General features: G+C 60.0%; 14 protein-coding genes and 1 tRNA gene. 8 read left to right on the forward strand and 7 right to left on the reverse strand.

The genetic code is table 11. The features are described 5' to 3' along the window. Window positions 1–93 precede the first annotated feature (93 nt). The 3 genes from HMPREF1261_RS05620 to HMPREF1261_RS05630 are packed head-to-tail and all read left to right on the forward strand — an operon-like array spanning window position 94 to window position 3,991. Window positions 94–1,212: a TrkA family potassium uptake protein gene (locus tag HMPREF1261_RS05620; protein WP_005277555.1), complete on the forward strand. Its 1,119-nt coding sequence runs from the start codon at window positions 94–96 to the stop codon at window positions 1,210–1,212. Further along, window positions 1,213–1,944 carry an NAD(+) diphosphatase gene (locus HMPREF1261_RS05625; RefSeq protein ID WP_023030263.1) on the forward strand — a complete coding sequence of 244 codons (732 nt, stop codon included), beginning with the start codon at window positions 1,213–1,215 and terminating at the stop codon, window positions 1,942–1,944. Continuing rightward, window positions 1,937–3,991, forward strand: a complete 2,055-nt coding sequence (locus HMPREF1261_RS05630) for an ATP-dependent DNA helicase UvrD2 (RefSeq protein WP_023030264.1) — start codon at window positions 1,937–1,939, stop codon at window positions 3,989–3,991. The genes HMPREF1261_RS05625 and HMPREF1261_RS05630 overlap by 8 nt, the downstream gene beginning before the upstream one ends. Here HMPREF1261_RS05630 and HMPREF1261_RS05635 read toward each other — a convergent pair. Further along, window positions 3,969–4,835 carry a hypothetical protein gene (locus tag HMPREF1261_RS05635; protein ID WP_232207988.1) on the reverse strand — a complete coding sequence of 289 codons (867 nt, stop codon included), beginning with the start codon at window positions 4,833–4,835 and terminating at the stop codon, window positions 3,969–3,971. The genes HMPREF1261_RS05630 and HMPREF1261_RS05635 overlap by 23 nt on opposite strands. Before the next feature lie 120 nt (window positions 4,836–4,955). Between HMPREF1261_RS05635 and HMPREF1261_RS05640 the strand changes: the two genes are divergently transcribed. Next, window positions 4,956–5,477: a M48 family metallopeptidase gene (locus HMPREF1261_RS05640; protein ID WP_034657935.1), complete on the forward strand. Its 522-nt coding sequence runs from the start codon at window positions 4,956–4,958 to the stop codon at window positions 5,475–5,477. Window positions 5,478–5,483: 6 nt separating this feature from the next. Here HMPREF1261_RS05640 and HMPREF1261_RS05645 read toward each other — a convergent pair whose 3' ends face one another. After that, window positions 5,484–6,941, reverse strand: coding sequence for a zinc-dependent metalloprotease (locus tag HMPREF1261_RS05645; RefSeq protein ID WP_023030267.1), 1,458 nt, complete (start codon window positions 6,939–6,941; stop codon window positions 5,484–5,486). 93 nt (window positions 6,942–7,034) lie between these two features. Between HMPREF1261_RS05645 and HMPREF1261_RS05650 the strand changes: the two genes are divergently transcribed. Then, a complete protein-coding gene (locus HMPREF1261_RS05650) occupies window positions 7,035–8,099 on the forward strand; it encodes a PDZ domain-containing protein (protein WP_034657936.1) in 1,065 nt (354 codons plus the stop codon). Between the two features lie 22 nt (window positions 8,100–8,121). Here the strand turns inward: HMPREF1261_RS05650 and HMPREF1261_RS05655 are convergent, their stop codons facing one another. Together HMPREF1261_RS05655 and HMPREF1261_RS05660 are read right to left on the reverse strand one after the other, a co-directional pair. Further along, on the reverse strand, window positions 8,122–8,787 hold the full coding sequence (locus tag HMPREF1261_RS05655; protein ID WP_023030269.1) for a hypothetical protein: 666 nt from the start codon (window positions 8,785–8,787) through the stop codon (window positions 8,122–8,124). Window positions 8,788–8,823: 36 nt separating this feature from the next. Next, window positions 8,824–9,360 carry a PPA1309 family protein gene (locus HMPREF1261_RS05660; protein ID WP_005277569.1) on the reverse strand — a complete coding sequence of 179 codons (537 nt, stop codon included), beginning with the start codon at window positions 9,358–9,360 and terminating at the stop codon, window positions 8,824–8,826. Window positions 9,361–9,483: 123 nt separating this feature from the next. On the opposite strand from HMPREF1261_RS05660, the gene HMPREF1261_RS05665 reads away from it, so the two are divergent. Beyond that, a complete protein-coding gene (locus tag HMPREF1261_RS05665) occupies window positions 9,484–12,453 on the forward strand; it encodes a UPF0182 family protein (RefSeq protein ID WP_034657937.1) in 2,970 nt (989 codons plus the stop codon). A 162-nt stretch (window positions 12,454–12,615) separates the two neighbouring features. Next, window positions 12,616–12,692: transfer RNA gene (locus HMPREF1261_RS05670), tRNA-Met, on the forward strand. 88 nt (window positions 12,693–12,780) lie between these two features. Here HMPREF1261_RS05670 and HMPREF1261_RS05675 read toward each other — a convergent pair. Genes HMPREF1261_RS05675 through HMPREF1261_RS05685 form a run of 3 tightly spaced genes read right to left on the reverse strand, consistent with a single transcriptional unit; the run spans window position 12,781 to window position 15,748 of the window. Then, window positions 12,781–13,611, reverse strand: coding sequence for an ABC transporter ATP-binding protein (locus tag HMPREF1261_RS05675; RefSeq protein WP_023030271.1), 831 nt, complete (start codon window positions 13,609–13,611; stop codon window positions 12,781–12,783). Continuing rightward, complete coding sequence (locus HMPREF1261_RS05680; protein ID WP_023030272.1) at window positions 13,608–14,723, reverse strand: iron chelate uptake ABC transporter family permease subunit; 1,116 nt, start codon at window positions 14,721–14,723, stop codon at window positions 13,608–13,610. The genes HMPREF1261_RS05675 and HMPREF1261_RS05680 overlap by 4 nt, the downstream gene beginning before the upstream one ends. Next, on the reverse strand, window positions 14,723–15,748 hold the full coding sequence (locus HMPREF1261_RS05685; protein ID WP_023030273.1) for an iron ABC transporter permease: 1,026 nt from the start codon (window positions 15,746–15,748) through the stop codon (window positions 14,723–14,725). Before HMPREF1261_RS05685 ends, HMPREF1261_RS05680 begins: the two co-directional genes overlap by 1 nt. Window positions 15,749–16,379: 631 nt before the next feature. Here HMPREF1261_RS05685 and HMPREF1261_RS05690 point away from each other — a divergent pair. Continuing rightward, window positions 16,380–17,396, forward strand: coding sequence for an iron-siderophore ABC transporter substrate-binding protein (locus HMPREF1261_RS05690; protein ID WP_023030274.1), 1,017 nt, complete (start codon window positions 16,380–16,382; stop codon window positions 17,394–17,396). Window positions 17,397–17,704 lie beyond the last annotated feature (308 nt).

Below are 17,704 nucleotides of genomic sequence, written 5' to 3' on the forward strand. Positions count from 1 at the left end.
GGTATGGGGACGGAACGCGGACGATGAATGGATAGTTGCGTCCCCGTATAACCGGCGGAATCAAAAATCGATCCAGAAAAGAAGGCTGGGCCAGTGGCCAAAAAACATGCGAAGGTGCTCAAAGGGCGTATTAAACAGCGCTTTTTGCCGCAGGTCGAGTTGTCCTCGCAACCTGATCACGCGCTCCTTGATGTCATCACTGTGCCCAAGGATCAAAACGCCAGCCCGTGGCGCCAGTTGGCCAAACGCGCGCTGTGGGCATTTGGCATCCTCATCTTTGTCACCATCGTGGTGTACTTAGACGGTGAGGGCTATAGCGAGGACATGTCGCTTTTGGATTCCTCCTACTATGCCGCCGTCACGCTGACCACCGTGGGGTATGGCGATATCGTTCCGGTTACGGAGCAATCGCGGTTTATCAACCTCGTACTTATTACCCCAGCCCGCCTCGTCTTCCTTGTGCTGTTGGTTGGTGCGACGCTATCCGTGCTCACGGACAAGGCCCGCCGCACCTTTGAAATCCAGAACTGGAGAAAGCAATTGCGTAACCACACCGTCGTTATCGGCTATGGAACGAAGGGCGCTGGGGCAGTCGCCGCGCTCTTGGCAGATGACGTGCCCACCTCCCAGATTGTGGTCATCGATAATAACCGCGCCTCGCTGGCTCATGCGGAACACCATGGGCTGGTCACCATCTTTGGCTCGGGCACCAAGCAGGACGTGCTTAAGATCGCCGGGGTGGAGCACGCAAACTCCATTGTGGTCACCCCGTCCTCGGACGATACCGCGGTGCTGTGCTGCCTATCAGTGCGCGAGCTTGCCCCCAAGGCCAAGATTGTGGCCTCGGTGCGCGAGTCCGAAAACCGCCATCTCTTGCTCCAATCCGGTGCAGATTCCGTGGTGACGTCTGCAGAGACCGCCGGCCGTCTGCTGGGGCTTGCCACCGTGACCCCCACCGTGGTGGAAATGATGGAGGACCTGCTTTCTCCTAACGAGGGCTTTTCCGTATCAGAGCGCGCCGTGCGCGAGTTCGAGGTTGGTTCCAACCCGCGCCACCTGGCGGATATCGTGCTCGCGGTGCTGCGCAATAACGAACTTCACCGCGTTGATACCGCTGATGCCTCCGCACTGAAACCGGGCGACCGCCTGCTGTATATCAAGCATGACTTGGAACAACCCGTGGAAGTGCAAGATGAGGACGAGGAGGATTAATTGTATTTGCCCGTAACGCATACGGGACTAGTGCCTGCCACCGCCAGTGGGGACGCCGCGTTGGTGGAGGAATTGCCGGAAGGCGTGGGGACACCGGAGATGGTGGACATCGGCACGCTGCACGTTTTTGCCTGCCCGGAAGCAATTGCGCGGCGGATGGGGCAGTTGCAACCTGCGACCTTTTTCGCCGATGATTCCCTCGTCATGCAGGCCATTGCCTTGATTCGCAACCGGCTGGAGCAACGCTTCGATCCGCGCACGGGCCACCCGTTGGACTATCCCACGCCGGGTATTATTGGCCGCGATCCGCAGGATTCGCGCCGCATGGTGTTTCCGCGCCTAGACCCGGCGGTTATCGGGCTCATTGAACTCAAGGGCGAGGAGCAGATTTTGCTGGCGCGCAATCGCGGGCGCCATAGCTTCTTTTCCTTGATCGCCGGATACGTGGAACCGGGAGCGACCATTGAGGCCGCCTTTGCCCGCGAAACCATGGAGGAAACTGGGCGGCGCATTGAGAATCTTCGCTACTGGGGATCCCAGCCGTGGCCGCCGAGTGGCTCGCTTATGCTGGGCTTTCACGCAGAGACATCGGATGTCCAGCCCACCTGCCATACTGATGGGGAACTGGAAGAAATTCGTTGGGTGACCCGCGCCGAGCTGCCTAAGCTCCCGTTGGCCACCGCGGGTTCTATCGCACACACGATGATTATGGAGTGGTATCACGGTGAATAAGCCGGATTTGTCCCTGCTGGATGAGGATCAACGCCGCGCGGCCACCGCCCCGCGCGGGCCGGTGTGCATTTTGGCGGGCGCGGGCACCGGTAAGACGCGCACCATTACCTATCGCATCGCCAATATGGTGGATCAAGGATTCGTAAACCCCCAGCGCGTTTTGGCCGTGACCTTCACCGCGCGTGCGGCAGGAGAAATGCGGGATCGCCTGCGCATGATGGGCGTGGCTGGTGTGCAGGCCCAAACCTTTCACGCGGCCGCGCGGCGGCAGCTGAAGTATTTCTGGCCGCAGGTCGCAGGCGATCTGCCGTGGACGCTTTTGGATAATAAATTCCCGCTGGTAGCCCGCGCGGTGCGCTCGGTGGGGCTGGATAATTCCAAAGACATGATCCGCGACGTGCTGGCGGAAATCGAATGGGCGAAATCCGCGCTGGTCAGTGCGGAGGACTATGAGAGCGTCATCGCGGAAACGGATCGCACCGCCCCGGCCGATGCCGCCAAGGTGGCCGAGGCCTTCCGGCGCTACGAGAAGGCCAAGGCTACCCCGGATATGATGCATTTGGACTTCGATGATCTGCTCATGCACATCGCTGGCGCCATCGAAAACGTCCCGGCCATTGCAGAGACCTTCCGCGAGCAGTACCGCACCTTCGTCGTTGACGAGTACCAGGACGTCACACCCCTGCAGCAGCGCGTGCTGAATGCTTGGCTGGGCGATCGCGATGATCTCACCGTGGTGGGCGATGCCAACCAGACCATCTATTCCTTCAATGGCGCATCGCCGGAGTACCTATTGAATTTTTCGCGCAGCTATCCGGACGGGACCATCGTCAAGCTGCAGCGCGACTATCGCTCTACGCCGCAGGTCACGGACCTGGCTAATCGGGTCATCGGCAAGGCTACGGGGCGCGCGGCGGGCACCCGCTTGGAGCTGCAGGGCATGCGCGAGCCTGGGCCGGAGCCGACGTTTAAGGCCTACGAGTCCGAGGAAAATGAGGCGCAGGAGGTGGCCGGACAGGTGCTCACCCTGCTCAACCAGGGCGTGCCGGCCTCAGAAATTGCCATCCTGTACCGCATCAACGCCCAGTCGGAGCAGTTTGAGCAGGCGCTTGCCGATGCCGGAGTGGTCTACCAAGTCCGCGGCGGTGAAGGTTTCTTCCGCCGCCCGGAGATTCTGGAGGCCATTCGCGTGCTCATTGCCGCCACGCGCCGCGATGATTTGCCGGAGGACCCCGTGGCGATTGCGCGGGCCGCCTTCGTCGAGCTTGGGCTCAGCGCCACCGAACCGCAGGGCGCGCAGGCCCGCGAGCGCTGGCAATCGCTGAACGCGCTGGTGGGATTGATTGAGAAGATCGTGGAATCCACCCCGGGCATCGATCTCAACGGGGTGCTGGGTGAGCTGCGCCGCCGCTCTACCGATAAGCAAGCCCCCGCCATGGAGGGCGTTACTCTCGCTACGGTGCACGCGGCAAAGGGCTTGGAGTGGGACGCCGTCTTCCTCGTCGGACTGAGCGAAAAGCTCATGCCCATCAACCACGCCATTAAGGCGGGTAACGAGCAGATCGAGGAAGAGCGCCGCCTGTTTTATGTAGGCATTACCCGCGCCCGCGAGCACCTGGCCCTGTCGTGGGCATTGGCGAAGAACGCCGGTTCCAGGGCCTCCCGGGAGCGCACCCGCTTCCTCGACGGCATCGCGCCAGGCGTGGAATCGGCTGCGGGAAGTGGCCGCTCCCGCCGCCCGAAACGCTGCCGCGTGTGCAGCGGGGTACTAGAGACCCCGGCGGAAAAGGTCATTGGCCGGCATGAAGACTGCGAGGGCAATGGCGATGACGAAGTCTTTTCCGCCCTGCGTTCGTGGCGCGCGCAGGTTGCCCGGGAAGAAAAGGTTCCGGCCTATGTCATCTTTACGGATGCCACGCTGCAGGCCATCTCGGAAGAGCTACCGGTAGATGAGGCGGAGTTGCTGTCCATTTCCGGAATAGGGCCCAATAAGCTGGAGCGCTACGGCGAGCAAATCCTAGAGGTCATTCGCTCTGTGCGGTTGTAGCCAGGTTGACCTTGCCGCCGAAGCACACCGGGCACCGCGGATGGGCGATGGCCGTGCGCTGCTGGTGGCGGCCGTAGACGTCTACCTCCCATTGTTGGCCTGGGCGCGGAAATGAGGTTGGCGCGCCTGGCGGGAGGGGGCGTTTGCTTAGGCGGCGGATCACCACCTGTGCTTGGGCCGCTACCGCATCGATGACCAGCTTTTCTGGCTGCCTGCGCACGCTGGTGAGCTGGGAGGCAATGGTGCTCCACTGCGGATCCGCATCCACGCGGAATAAGTGAATGCACAGCGGGCAGGGGCCTTGCCCTTCCACACGCAGGGGCCCGATGATGCCGCGGTTATCTTGTAAGGAAATGGGCAGCCAGGTTGTCGGGGTGCCGGCAAGCGCATTGGCGCAATCGATGGGGCAGTGGAGCTGGTCGATGCCAAGGACCGTAAAAAGCCCATCGAGGTCGTGGATATAGGAAAAGATATTGTCCTCATCAAGGGGGATGCGTACCGTATATCCATCTGCTGCCAAGCGGGCGCGCAGGTCCAGAGCAAGCGGGGATTCGCCTAGCATGATGATGGTTTCAGGCTGCTCGGGATGTGGTGGCTGGGGCCAGAGGATGCCATAGTCCAGAGCATCATCGATGAGGCTGCTGGCGGCGGCGCTATCCAAGCCGGCCGCTTCCAACCGCGCCGCCAATTCCCCGGAATCGACCGGCTGATGGGCCGTGGCAAAAGCGCGGGCCACACCTTGCGCATTGCCCGTATCCGCCACCGCCACCCGGGTGGCGTCCATCCCAAATTGCACCACGGAATCCTCGCGGCAAAATACGCCACACCCTGGCGCCAATGTCACACGTTGAGCCGTGCCTTGTGAGCCAGTCACTGGTTTTCCCCTCGATTCCCCTTTTATCACCCCGAATACGGCATATGTGCCGCATGTGCGTCCATTGCACCACAGGTACAATGGCCTGTCATGTCGAGCACGCAACCACCAGGACGTACCCACCCTGAGGTCAAGGTTATCCGCTCTGCGCGGCGGCGAAAGTCGGTGCAGGCGCGCATGGTGGCAGGGGTATTGGAAGTGCGCATTCCTGCCTGGATGTCCGCCCGCGAGGAAAACGAGGCGGTACAGGACATGCTCGCGCGCCTAGAGAAGAAAACCGGTGGTGCGGCGAAAACCGATGCGGCGCTCCTCCAGCGCGCCGAACAGCTCAACGCACAGTACCTGGAAGGACGCGCATGGATTGGGTCCATCCGGTGGGTGAGCAATCAAAATGCGCGGTGGGGTAGTTGTACTACCTCCACCGCGGATATCCGGCTGAGCAACCGCTTACAGCAGGTTCCGGATTATGTGTTGGATTCGGTCATCATCCATGAGTTGACCCATACCTTCATCCCGCGTCATGGGCGCGAATTCTGGCAGTGGGCCGATAGGGCACCCCACGCCGAGCGGGCCAAGGGCTACCTTGAGGCCTACCAGCGCTGGGGCGGTTAGCGCGAGCTACTTATCCTCGCCGCCGTTGTCCTTTTCGGAGCTGTTGTCGCCGTCGTCCGCGTCGTCGCTGCTCTGCGCGTCCTTGTCTTCTGCAGAATCCTTGTCCTCTTCGGACTTGCTTTCGGAGTCCTCGCCGGAGCCCTCGCCGTTTTTGAGCATCTCTTCGAGCTTGGCAAATTCTTCCTCGAAGCCCTCATCCGGCTCATCATCCAAGAGGGAATCGATGAAGGCGGCCGGGTTATCGAGGTGCTCTGCGGTGGGCAGGAAGTCTGGGTGGTCCCAGGCCTTATCGCGCTTTTCGGCACCTACGGCCACGGTGGCGCGGCGCCACAGCTCGGCGGCCTCGGTGACCTTTGGGGCGTTGAGCTCGATGCCCACGACCTTGCTAAAGGCCTGCTCGGCAGATCCGCCGGTGCTGCGGCGGTGCGCCCACGCCTCAGTGAGCTTGGAGGTAGACGGGATGCGCTCGCCCAAAGCCTCGTTTACTACATGCTCTGCCCAGCCCTCGACTAAGGCCAGCAGCGTCTCCAAGCGGGAGGCAGCCGCGGTGTTCTTCGAGGTAATGCGCGGCGATAGATCCATGCCCTGCAACTTGCTCATTGCTTCTTGGATGGCCTGCGGATCGCCGGATTCCAGGTTCAGCTCGCGGGCGAGCTCTTCAATGTGGGAGGTATCAATGACCAAGCCGATGGCGTATTCCTCCACGGAGGAGACGATGCGCTCTACCAGCCACGGCACGTGCTTAAACAGGCGCTGGCGGGCGGCCTCGCGCGCGGCGATATAAACCAGTACCTCTTGGCCCGGAACGTTGAGCTCGCGCGCGACCTTCTGAATGGTATGCGGCAAAAGCGCCACCGTATTGGCCGGGGCGATGGGCAGGCCAAAATCGGAGCCGGTCAGTGCCTGGCTGGCCAGATCGCCCAGGGCGTGGCCTAGCTGCATGCCGAAATTCATGCTGGACATCTGGCCCATCATCTTGGTCATCGGGCCCATCATTTCGCGAGCCTCTTCCGGCATGGATTCCAGCTGGGCATCATTCATGTGCTGGGCCACGGGGGTGACCATGCGTTCCCAGGCGGGCATGGTTTCTTCCAGCCACTGCTTGGAATCCCATGCCTGCGTGGTACCGGAAGCGGTGGGGAGAATAGAGGCATCGTCAAGCCAGAGCTCCGCCAGGCGCACCGATTCTTCTACCGCCTTGGAGTCTTCCGCGCTGATGTCTTTTGACTTGGGGATCTGCTGCAGGGCGATGCGCTTGGCCATGTCGTAATTGACCGGTCCGGAGTTCTGGGGCGAGTTCATGGACGAACCCATGCCGGATAGCATCTGACCGAACTGGTTCAGCATGTCTCCGAGGCCGCCACCATTACCGCCGCCGAATGCGCCGAACGGGTTCTGGTCACGACGGCCGTCATTATCGTCGTCATCGTTATTTGGGAAAGAAAAACCGAATCCGTTGCTCATGCGCTCCAATCTACCGGCACCGTGCGGAAAGTTTCCATGATCACAGCAACGCTGACAGCGAACAGTACGCCAAAGGTTGTAGGCTATTGCTTCGTGAATTCTCCTGCTAGCCGTCGCGTCCGCACCATCGCCTGGGGTGCTATCCCCGTTGTGCTTACCGGTGCGTTGGTATCGCTTGACCATATCCCGGGCACCGATGTCTCGCTGACCGTTCCTTATGCCGCCGAAGGCCCTGGCCCCACCGTGGATACGCTGGGCGAGGTTGATGGCACCCAAGTCGTTGATGTGCAGGCGCCAAAGACCTATAAGCCCAGTGGGCACCTGAATATGACCACCGTATCCGTGCGCACCAATATGACCTTGGCGCAGGCGTTGGGGCGCTGGGCGCTTACCGATGACACCCTGGTGCCCATCGATACCGTCATTCCGCAAAACATGACCGATGAAGAGGTCCAAGAATCCAATAAGCAGGCCTTTACCCAATCGGAGTCCGCGGCCACCATCGCGGCGATGGACTATTTGCACCTGCCGGTCAAAATCACCGTGGCCGAGGTCATCGAGGACGGCGCCGCTTCGGAGCACCTTAAAAAGGACGATGTCATCACCGCCGTCGATGGCACCGAGGTCACCGAGCCAAGCGAGGTCCAAGACATGATCAAGGACAAAAGCCCCGGCGATAAGGTAAAAATCAGCGTCACCCGCGGGGACAAAGAGCTCAGCGAAGAGATTGAATTGGGCGAAAACCCGCACGATAAGGGCAAGGCGTTGCTGGGAATCGCCATGCTATCGCAGCCCAAGGACGATATTTCGGTGAACTACAACCTGCAGGATATCGGCGGGCCGTCAGCGGGAATGATGTTTACCTTGGCGGTCATCGACAAGCTCAGCGATGAAGACTTAACCGGCGGTACCTTCGTGGCCGGCACCGGTACCATTCAGGCCGATAGCAAGGTCGGGCCGATTGGTGGCATTGAGCATAAAATCGCCGCCGCGCACGATGCCGGCGCCGAGCTCTTCTTGGCGCCTAAGGACAACTGTTCTGCGGCGGCCGGCAGCGACCACGGCGATATGACCATTGCGCAGGTAGAAAACCTCGACGATGCCGTGGCGGCCATGAAGGACTTTGCGGCGGGCAAAGACGTCAAGGAATGCAGCTAATAAAAACTCATAAGGCCGGGGCCTAGTCCTTTACTAGGCCCAATTCCTTAATTTTTTCTTCCGGGTCCACCTGGTCAGAAGAGATCATCTGCTGCATGACCAGGCCTTCCTTATTATCCACCACGGTGATAACGGCCGTGGTGCCCAACGTGGACCAGCCGACGACGCGATCGCCATCGTCTTCGATGGCGTGGGAGCTGCGCAGCTCCGTAAGTACCTGGGTGGTCTGGGAAGCCTTGGAGTGCGACTTAAAGAACTGGAATTGCCCCACCTTAGGACCGGAGCAATTGTAGGAAGAGTCCCCGCCGGTGGAATCGCAGCGCTCAAACTGGGCGAATAAGTCCTTGGGTGCCAGCGACTTATATACGTCGTAGACTTTGGCGACTGACTTATCCAATTCGCCGCCAGCACTCGGCTCGCTGGTGGTGCTTTCCTCGGAAGCCTCGTCCTCGTCCTTATCCGCCGATTCTGACTCCGTGGAAGACGTGGAGGATTCGGTGCTTGATGCCGCGGACTCCTTGTCGTTCTCAGAGGTCGTGGTGGAGGCGGCAGGAGTGGTCTCTACGGGGGCATCGTCAGGCGCATCGGCATCGGAGGAACAACTTGCCGCAGCCACGCTGAGCCCTAGTAACGCCGCCGCGGTAGCGGTGCGGGCAGAAGAACGGCGGGTAAAGGAAAGGCGTCGCACTGTATAGAACTCCTTGGTTGCGGGCTTAATTGCCACTTAGTCTAGTTCATCCGGATCCTGGTTGAGGCCATAGCGCAGCGCGGCGATTACGCCAGGGGCCACCTGCGGGCCGCCGCGGAGCTGAATATCGTCCTCAGCAAAGGGGCCGGCCGCCTCTAGCTCTTCTTCTGTGGGGCGCAGCTGCAGCAAGGTGGTCTCGATTCCTTCCTCGCGCAGGGCACCCGAATACAGGCGCGCCGGGCGAGGGGAGGGGTCCTCGCTAGAGGTATCCCGGAATTTGATCTCCTGGGCCAAGATGGCGCCCGCGACCTCGCGCGGCCAGGCCAAGCGGGAGACGTAATCGGCTAATTCCTCGGAACCCGGCTCAATGTTTTCCGGGACATTGTCTTGCACGATGAGGGTGAGCGGGGACGCGGTTTCCTCATCCATCGCCGCTAGCTGGTCCGCCACCAGATGGGTGGGAACAAGGGCGAAGATGGTGGGGCGGGCGTCCCACCCTTCAGCGTGGACGAATTCCACGGCCTCCGTCATAGCGCGGTTTAATGCTGGCTGTGATAATTCGGGGGAACTCATAGGCATCCTTATTCGTTATCTGGGTATTGATTCCTTAAACTGGGAAAAGTCTACATGTTTAATATTCGCACTATTTGATTGGAGCTGGCGTTGTCCCTAGGGTCATCCACACCAGCCGCCCCATTGAAGCGGCCTCCTAAGGTCGCGGCAATTATTGCGGCCATCATTGCCGTCCTCTTATTCTTCGGCCCCATGCTCGTGGGCATGTATACGGATTGGAGGTGGTTTGGCTCCATTGATTACCGCAGCGTTTTCACCACTGCGATTATTGCGCGCATAGTCCTCTTTATCATCTTCGGGCTCGTTGCTGCCGCAGTGGTGTGGGCAGCCGGGTTCTTTGCCTGGCGCGGCCGCCCCGATTCCCTGGATATGGGGGATCTGAATTCGCCGGTCTATCAGTACCGCCAGTCCATTGAGAAGTCCATGGGCGTACTGTTCAAGGTCATCCCAGCCATCGTGGGCATCATCGCCGGTTTTATTGGCCAGTCCCACTGGCGCGATGTGATGCTATTCCTCAATGGCCAGGACTTTGGCGTACAGGACCCCCAATTCCACCACGACTTGGGCTTTTATGCTTTTAGTCTGCCCGTGTTGCAGATGGTGGTCAGCACCCTGTCCATCCTGCTCGTGCTCGCCTTCCTCATTGCCCTATTCGGCCACTACATCTTGGGCGGAATCCGCATTGGCAATAAGGCCGCGGGCGTGCGCGGCTCTATCTCCCGCTCGGCGCGCCTGCAGCTTGCCATTACGGCTGGGCTGTGGATGGTGGCCCAGGTCGCCGGCTACTGGCTGGAGCGCTACGGGCTGCTGTATTCCGAGCACGACCTGTTTACCGGTGGTTCCTACACGGATATCCACGCCTACCTGCCGGCCAAGATCATTTTGATGATCATCGGCGTCTTCGTCGCTATTGCGCTCTTTATGGCCATCGTCATCAAGGACCTGCGCATCCCTGGCCTCGCCGTCGTGCTGATGCTCGCGTCCTCGCTGATCATCGGCCAGGCATGGCCGCTGCTCATGGAGCGCTTCTCGGTACAGCCAAACCGCCAGGCGAAGGAAAACGAGTCCATCGCCCGCAATATTGAGGCCACGCGGTATGCCTATGGGCTTACCGATGACCACGTGACCTACAAGGAAAACTGGGGCGGCGACAATGTATCGGATGACAAGGTTGCCTCCGATAACGCCACCATCAATAACCTGCGCCTGCTGGATCCAGAGATTTTGTCGCCGACGTTTACCCAGATGCAGCAGCTGAAGAACTTCTACGGTTTCCCAGAAACGCTGTCCATGGACCGCTATGAAATCGATGGCAAGATGCGCGACTTCGTCGTTGCGGCCCGCGAGCTGGACCCGAATGAGCTGCGTGAAAACCAGTCCGACTGGATCAACCGCCACACCGTATATACCCACGGCAATGGCTTCGTAGCCGCGCAGGCTAATACCGTCGATGAGGTTGCCCGCGATGCCGGTTCCGCCCGCGGTGGTTACCCCATCTTCACCGTCTCTGACCTGCAGACCCAGGCCGGCGAGTCCGAGGGTGAGGGCGAGACCCAAGATGCCGAGAAATCCTTGGGCATCAAGGTGGACCAGCCCCGCATTTACTACGGCCCGGTCATCGCTAGTGCCGCAGATAACTTGGACTACGCCATTACTGGTACCACCGGCGAGAACCCAGTGGAGTACGACACCGATAGCACCAACTACACCTATGACGGTGAGGGCGGCGTTGAGATTGGCAATCTGTTTGACCGCACCATGTATGCCGCTAAGTACCGCGAGCTGAACTTCCTGCTTTCGGACCGCGTGGGCAGCGAATCCAAGCTGCTCTATGACCGCGACCCCCGCGAGCGTGTGGAGAAGGTTGCCCCCTGGCTGACCACCGATTCCGCTACCTACCCGGCCGTTATTGATGGCCACCTGAAGTGGATCGTTGATGGTTACACCACCCTGGACTCCCTGCCGTATTCGCAGCGCGCTTCGCTTTCCGATGCCACCCAGGATGCCCTCAACCCCGATGGCACCACCCAGCGCTTGGTCAATGACCGGGTGGGCTATATCCGCAACTCCGTGAAGGCGACCGTGGATGCCTATGACGGCAGCGTGGACCTCTACGAGTTCGACAAGGAAGACCCCGTTCTCAAGGCCTGGGAAGGTGTCTTCCCGGATGTGGTGAAGCCGGAATCCGAGATCTCCGATGAGCTGCGCGAGCACTTCCGCTACCCAGAGGACATGTTCAAGGTTCAGCGCGATCTCTTGGCCCGCTACCACGTTGATGACCCGAACGTCTTCTTCAATAACGACGCCTTCTGGTCCGTGCCGAATGACCCAACCGCCGAGGAATCCCGCGATCTGAACCAGCCGCCGTACTACGTGATGGCTGCCGATCCGGAAACCGGCGACCCGAGCTTCCAGCTGACCACCTCGTACCGTGGCCTGAACCGTGAGTTCCTGTCCGCGCACATGGCGGTATCTTCCGATCCGGATACCTACGGCGATATCACCGTGCGCGTGCTGCCAACCAATACGCAGACCCAGGGTCCAAAGCAGGCGCAGGACGCCATGATGTCTTCTGACCAGGTGGCCCGCGACCGCACCCTGTGGGAGGGCACCAACGACCTGCACAACGGTAACCTGCTGGCCTTGCCTGTCGGCGGCGGCGAGATCCTCTACCTCGAGCCGATTTACTCGCAGCGCAAGGATCAGGCTTCCGCCTTCCCGAAGCTGCTGCGCGTGCTCGTGTCCTACAAGGGCCGCGTGGGCTATGCACCGACTATCGGTGATGCCCTTGAGCAGGTGGGAATCGACGCCAAGTCCGCCCAGGACATCGAAGAGATTGAGGGCGATTCCGGCGATGGTGATGCCGACAAGGACGCCTCTTCTGAGGATAAGAAGGACGAGAAGAAGGAATCCGCTGAGGAATCCGCTCCGGCTTCCGCCCCTCGCTCCTCCGATGAAGCAGGCGCTATCGAGGACATCAACAAGGCCCTGAAGGGCTTGGAAGATGCCCGCAATGGCTCCTTCGAAGAGTACGGCCGCGCCCTAGATGAATTGGATAAGGCAGTCGAGTCCTACCAGAAGTCCGAGGGCTAAAACCTCTCACTTCGCGTAGTAGAAACTCAGGAAATAAGGCACCTAACCAGGGGATTTGGGTAGGTGCCTTCCTGTCTGTATAGTTACAGAAGTCGCCGGGACAGAGCGAATACATCAAGTATTAAGGCACTGTTCAAGCGCAGATGATGGAAGTCATCTCGACGCGGGGTGGAGCAGCTCGGTAGCTCGCTGGGCTCATAACCCAGAGGTCGTAGGTTCGAATCCTGCCCCCGCTACCAACTTCCAGGCCCTGGCCAGAAAAGATTCTGGCCAGGGCCTTTACTTATGCGCCACCCCAGTGGGTGGGCTTAACCCTTGGGCGTAGGCCTAAGCCGGTTTCCTGAGTGGAACGATGAGTGGATCTCCAGTCTCCGGATCCTCAATGACCCGCGCCCGCAGATCAAAAGCCTGCTGCAGGAGCTCTGCGGTGATGATTTCTGCGGGTGTGCCGGAAGCAATGACCTGGCCGTCTTTCATAACCACAAGATAATCGGAGTAGCGCACCGCTAGGTTGAGATCGTGTAGCACCATTACCACCGTTCTGCCTAGTTTCTGGCGCAGGCTATCAACTACCTCGAGGATGTCCACGGAGGTCGCGAGATCAAGGTACGTTGTCGGCTCGTCTAGGAAGAGGATGTCGGTGTTTTGCGCCAACACCATGGAGATCCATACGCGCTGGCGTTGGCCGCCGGAAAGTTCATCCAGCGTGCGGCTGGCAAGATCTGCAGAACCGGTTTGCTTTAGGGCCTCGAATACTGCGTCTTCGTCCGTGGAGGACCACTGCCGGAACCATGCCTGGTGCGGGTGCCGGCCGCGGGCCACCAGATCGGAGACCAACAGGCCTTCAGGTGCCACGGGTGATTGGGGCAGGACTCCCAGTATCCGGGCGACGTCCTTGCGCTTCATTTCAGAGATGTTTTGTCCATCCACACTTACGTGCCCTGTACCGAGGTCGAGCAGTCCTGACATGGCGCGCAGCAAGGTCGATTTACCGCAGCCGTTCGGCCCCACGATGGTGGTGATCTTTCCGGCCGGGAACGTGGCGCTGAGATCCCGGATGATGGTGCGCTGTCCGTAGCCCACCGTGACCGAGGAAGCGTCCACGCCACCCGCGGTATTCGGTTGGTCTGCGCTTGGCTGGGGGATGGGGGAGGTCATGCGTCTGTGCTCCTAGTGCGTTGAACGAGTAGGTAGATGAGGAAGATGCCGCCGAGCGCGGAGGTGACAATACCCACCGGAAGCTCCACCGGCAGGACAGCCTGGGTCACGATGTCCGCACCGAGCAGCAGCACTGCGCCGGTAAGCGCCGACGCCGCAAGCGGGGGACTGGGTACGCCACACAACCGAAGGGCCACCTGGGGCGCTACGAAGGCGATGAAGCCGATGGGCCCGGCAGCGGAGACCGCTACCGCAGCTAGGGCTACGGCCAATGCCAGCATCGCTACCTGCACGGCGTTGATGCGCTGGCCCAGCGCTCGGGCGAGGTCGGGCCCCAGAGTGGTGGCCAGTGCTTGGTAGGCGATCCAGGCCAGCAAGGGGGCGCAGACAAGCACAAGGGCGACCATGGGAATGGTGGTGCTCCACTCCGACTTGGCCAGGGATCCTGTGAGCCAGAACTGTGCTTGGCTTGCATCACGCAGTTCCGCGCGGACCATGAGGAAATTGATGTAGGAACTCAGCAGCGCGGTGATGATGATGCCTACGAGCACGAGGCGGTAGGAATCAGCTTGGCGTCGCCAAGCCAATGCCCAGATCACCAAGGCGCTAAGAATCGCACCCAGCAATGCGGCCAGGGGAATGCCGATTCCGGCGAGCCAGCCGGCAAACCCACTGCCGCCGGCGCCAAGGACGATGACCGTTACGGCCATGGCGGAGGCACCCGTGGTGATACCGAGGATATCGGGGCTGGCCAGCGCGTTGCGGGTGACCGTTTGGGTGAGCGCACCGGAAAGCCCCAGCGCGCAGCCGACCGCGATGGCCGTGGCCACTCGGGGCATGCGCCATTCCAAGACCACGAGTTTTTCCACGCGGGATCCTTGCCCTTGGAAAATCACCTCTAGTACTCGGGGAACGGAAATAGGGTAGTCACCCAGCCCGATGGAAAGCGCGCCTAAAAAGACGATGAGCGCTGCGGCGATGATGCATACCAGCACCACCCGCGGGCGCCAGAGGAAGGAGATGGGACCAGCCCGGAATGGTACCCCGCCCGGCATCTGCCACGAAGTGCTTTGTTTATCCTGTACGGCCTGCGCGGCCTTGTTTCGTCGCATCACAGCGTCATCACCTTCTTTCGGTAGATCAAGGCGATGAAGAACGGCGCGCCAACGAAGGCCAATACGATGCCCACTTGGAGCTCGCCGGGGCGCGCGATGAGGCGGCCCACTACGTCAGCACATAGCAGCAGCGCCGCGCCGGCTAGCGCAGAGTACGGCAAAATCCACTTATAATCTGGGCCGGTGAGCGCCCGGACGATATGGGGTACTACCAGGCCAATGAAGCCCAGCGGGCCCGCCGCAGCCGTGGCCGCGCCAGCTAGCAAGGCGATGATCCCCATGCCGGCCAGCCTTGCGGCCGCGGTATTGATGCCGAGTCCTGCGGCCACGTCGTCGCCTAAGTTCAAGATGTTTAACTGAGGGCCGGTAGCGAACGCCAGGATCAATCCCACCACTATGAACGGCAGGATCCCTAGCGCGATGTTCATATCCCGGCCGGCCAGGGAGCCGACGGTCCAAAAGCGCATCCGGTCCAGGTTATTCTCATTGGTGAGCACGAAGGCGCTGGTGATGGCGCTTAAGACCGCCGACAATGCGGCGCCGCCCAGCACTAAGGACAAGGGGTCGACGGCTGCCTTGCCTGCGGAGGCCAGGCCAAAGACGAGTGCGGTGGCCGCAATCGCGCCGAGGAAGGCTACCACCGCGGTGGCCCACGGGGCGGTGATGCCAAATAGCGCGAAGCTGACCACAACGCTAAGCGCCGCGCCGGAACTGACACCCAGGATTCCCGGATCCGCCAGGGGATTGCGGGTGTGGCCTTGGATTAGAGCACCGGCGACTCCGAGTGCTGCCCCCACGATGATGGCCAGGATGGTGCGCGGCAGCCGCAGCTCAGCTACCACGCGTTGGTTGGTGGACACTTCGTCCTGGCCACCGCGTGCGGCCGGGAGTTCTCGCAGTGCAGTCCACACGTCCTCCGCAGGAATGGAACGGGCGCCATACAGCAAACTGCAAATCGTACCAACGAGGACCAGCAAGAGCAGCGCCCCTAGCCCCAGGAGGCGGGTAGTGCGCACACTCATGGCGCGGCCTCCAATCGCTGCTTCCGCTTGCCGATGCCCCCACGCCCAGCCAATAGTGCCCAGCGAGCACCGGTGCTGCGGAGTGACGCCACGGAAAGTACTGGCTCACAGGTTGCGATGGGATTCCCTAAGTCGCGGGGTGGAGAAAGGTACCTAGCTACTCCCGCTGGGCGGGGAGGGGAGCTGCGCCCGAGGCGTGGCTCAGGCTGTTGCTGGGTGTGATTGTCAATCATGGACAAGCATATTACCGTTTTCATGTAAGGTAAGCCTTCATTTAATTAAAAGACTGTAAAAGTGAAGGGCTGCAAGTCATCGCAACTGGCCCTAGGCGCCCACTATTTAGGTGAAACTCTATGCGGCACCTTTTGTAGTGCCTGTCTCAAAGTTGAGTGTGCTGCATGTGCATCGCATAGACGGTGCCTGGAAATCTTTCGGTGACCAGCGTAACATTGATTATTTAGGCAAGCCTAAGGTATCTTTTTAACGTGCGAGAATATGTCATTGTCTCCAACGATTGGGGAACTTGGTTGCCCCCCCATTTGGGTATAACCAACGAAATATTCTGACCTTTCCCATTCGTGAACGGGCTAGGCCTTGCGCTGAGATCCGTCACCAGTAATAACGGAGAAAAATGACACTCAAGAAAATTCTTGTCGGTACCGCTACTGTTCTGGCTCTGGGCACCGCGGTGACGGCGTGTGCGACTGATGACCAATCCGAAAACTCTGCGGACTCCCAGTCGGTCAATGCCGAGCAAGGCGCATTCCCCACCACCATCGAGCATCGCTATGGTTCCACCGAAATCAAGGAAGCCCCGCAGCGCGTGGTTTCCCTGGGTTACACGGACCAGGACGCGCTGCTAGCGCTCGGAATCACACCGGTTTCTGTGAAGTATTGGGATAGCATGACCCCGGATGGGCAGGCTGCGGGCAACTGGTCTAACGACAAGATCGAGGGAGATACCCCTCGAATCGACAAAGACACAGAGGTCAATGCGGAAGCTATCGCTAAGGATAAGCCAGATCTCATCGTTGCCGTGTACTCGGATATTGATGAAAATACATACAAGAAACTCTCCGATATCGCCCCTGTCGTCGTGCAAAAGGGTGAATATAAAGAGCTGCAGCAACCGTGGGACGTGACCACGGAAGAGATTGGACAGGCCGTAGGAAAGCCTAAAGAAGCAAAACGTCAGGTGGAGCAGGTTAAAGCGAAGTTTGCAGACCTAAAGGACCGTCACCCAGAGTGGGCCGAGAAGGAACTCGGTGTGGCCACCGTCTCTGCCGACAGCCTGGCCGTCTTTGCTGAAGAAGATCCGCGCAGCCGCTTCTTTACCGAGCTGGGGTTCAAGATCAACCCCGCCTACGCGGCAATCACCAAGGATAAATTCTACGGCGAGGTCTCCAAGGAAAACGCTGACCAGGTTGATTCCGACGTACTGGTGTGGGACCAGTTGTCCTACGCTCCGACGCAGGACAAGGCATCTGTTACCGAGGATCCAATCGTGAGCAAGCTACCCGCCGTTAAGGACGGGCACAGTGTCTACTTGGAAGGTGACCTAGAAAAGGCCTTCGGATGGCAGACCGTGCTGAGCTTGGACTACCTGTTGGATAAGATCGAGCAGCCGTTGGCGGACGCCACGAAGTAATAGGAGTCAATCGCTGAACCGCTCCCGCATGAATGTGAGGGGGCGGTTTTCGCTGTGTGGGAAGCCGGTCGCACCGCCGATCCGCTGCCCGGAAGTGCATCGTCAAGCAGCATTTTCTTTGGCCCCCGCACTTTTATAGCTAGGGGAATGGGTCTTGTGCAGGTGTGGGCTTAGGGGTCCTGTAAATAGGAAATATCTATAGGGAAATAGTTTAACAAATCTATTGCAACGTGGCCCAGGTAACGCTAACCTAACTTAAAAGTTGCCTTCGGGTCTACCGGAAAATCCGATGAAAAGAGCTGAAAGGC

The organism is Corynebacterium sp. KPL1818, from assembly GCF_000478135.1.
Taxonomy (GTDB): domain Bacteria; phylum Actinomycetota; class Actinomycetes; order Mycobacteriales; family Mycobacteriaceae; genus Corynebacterium; species Corynebacterium accolens.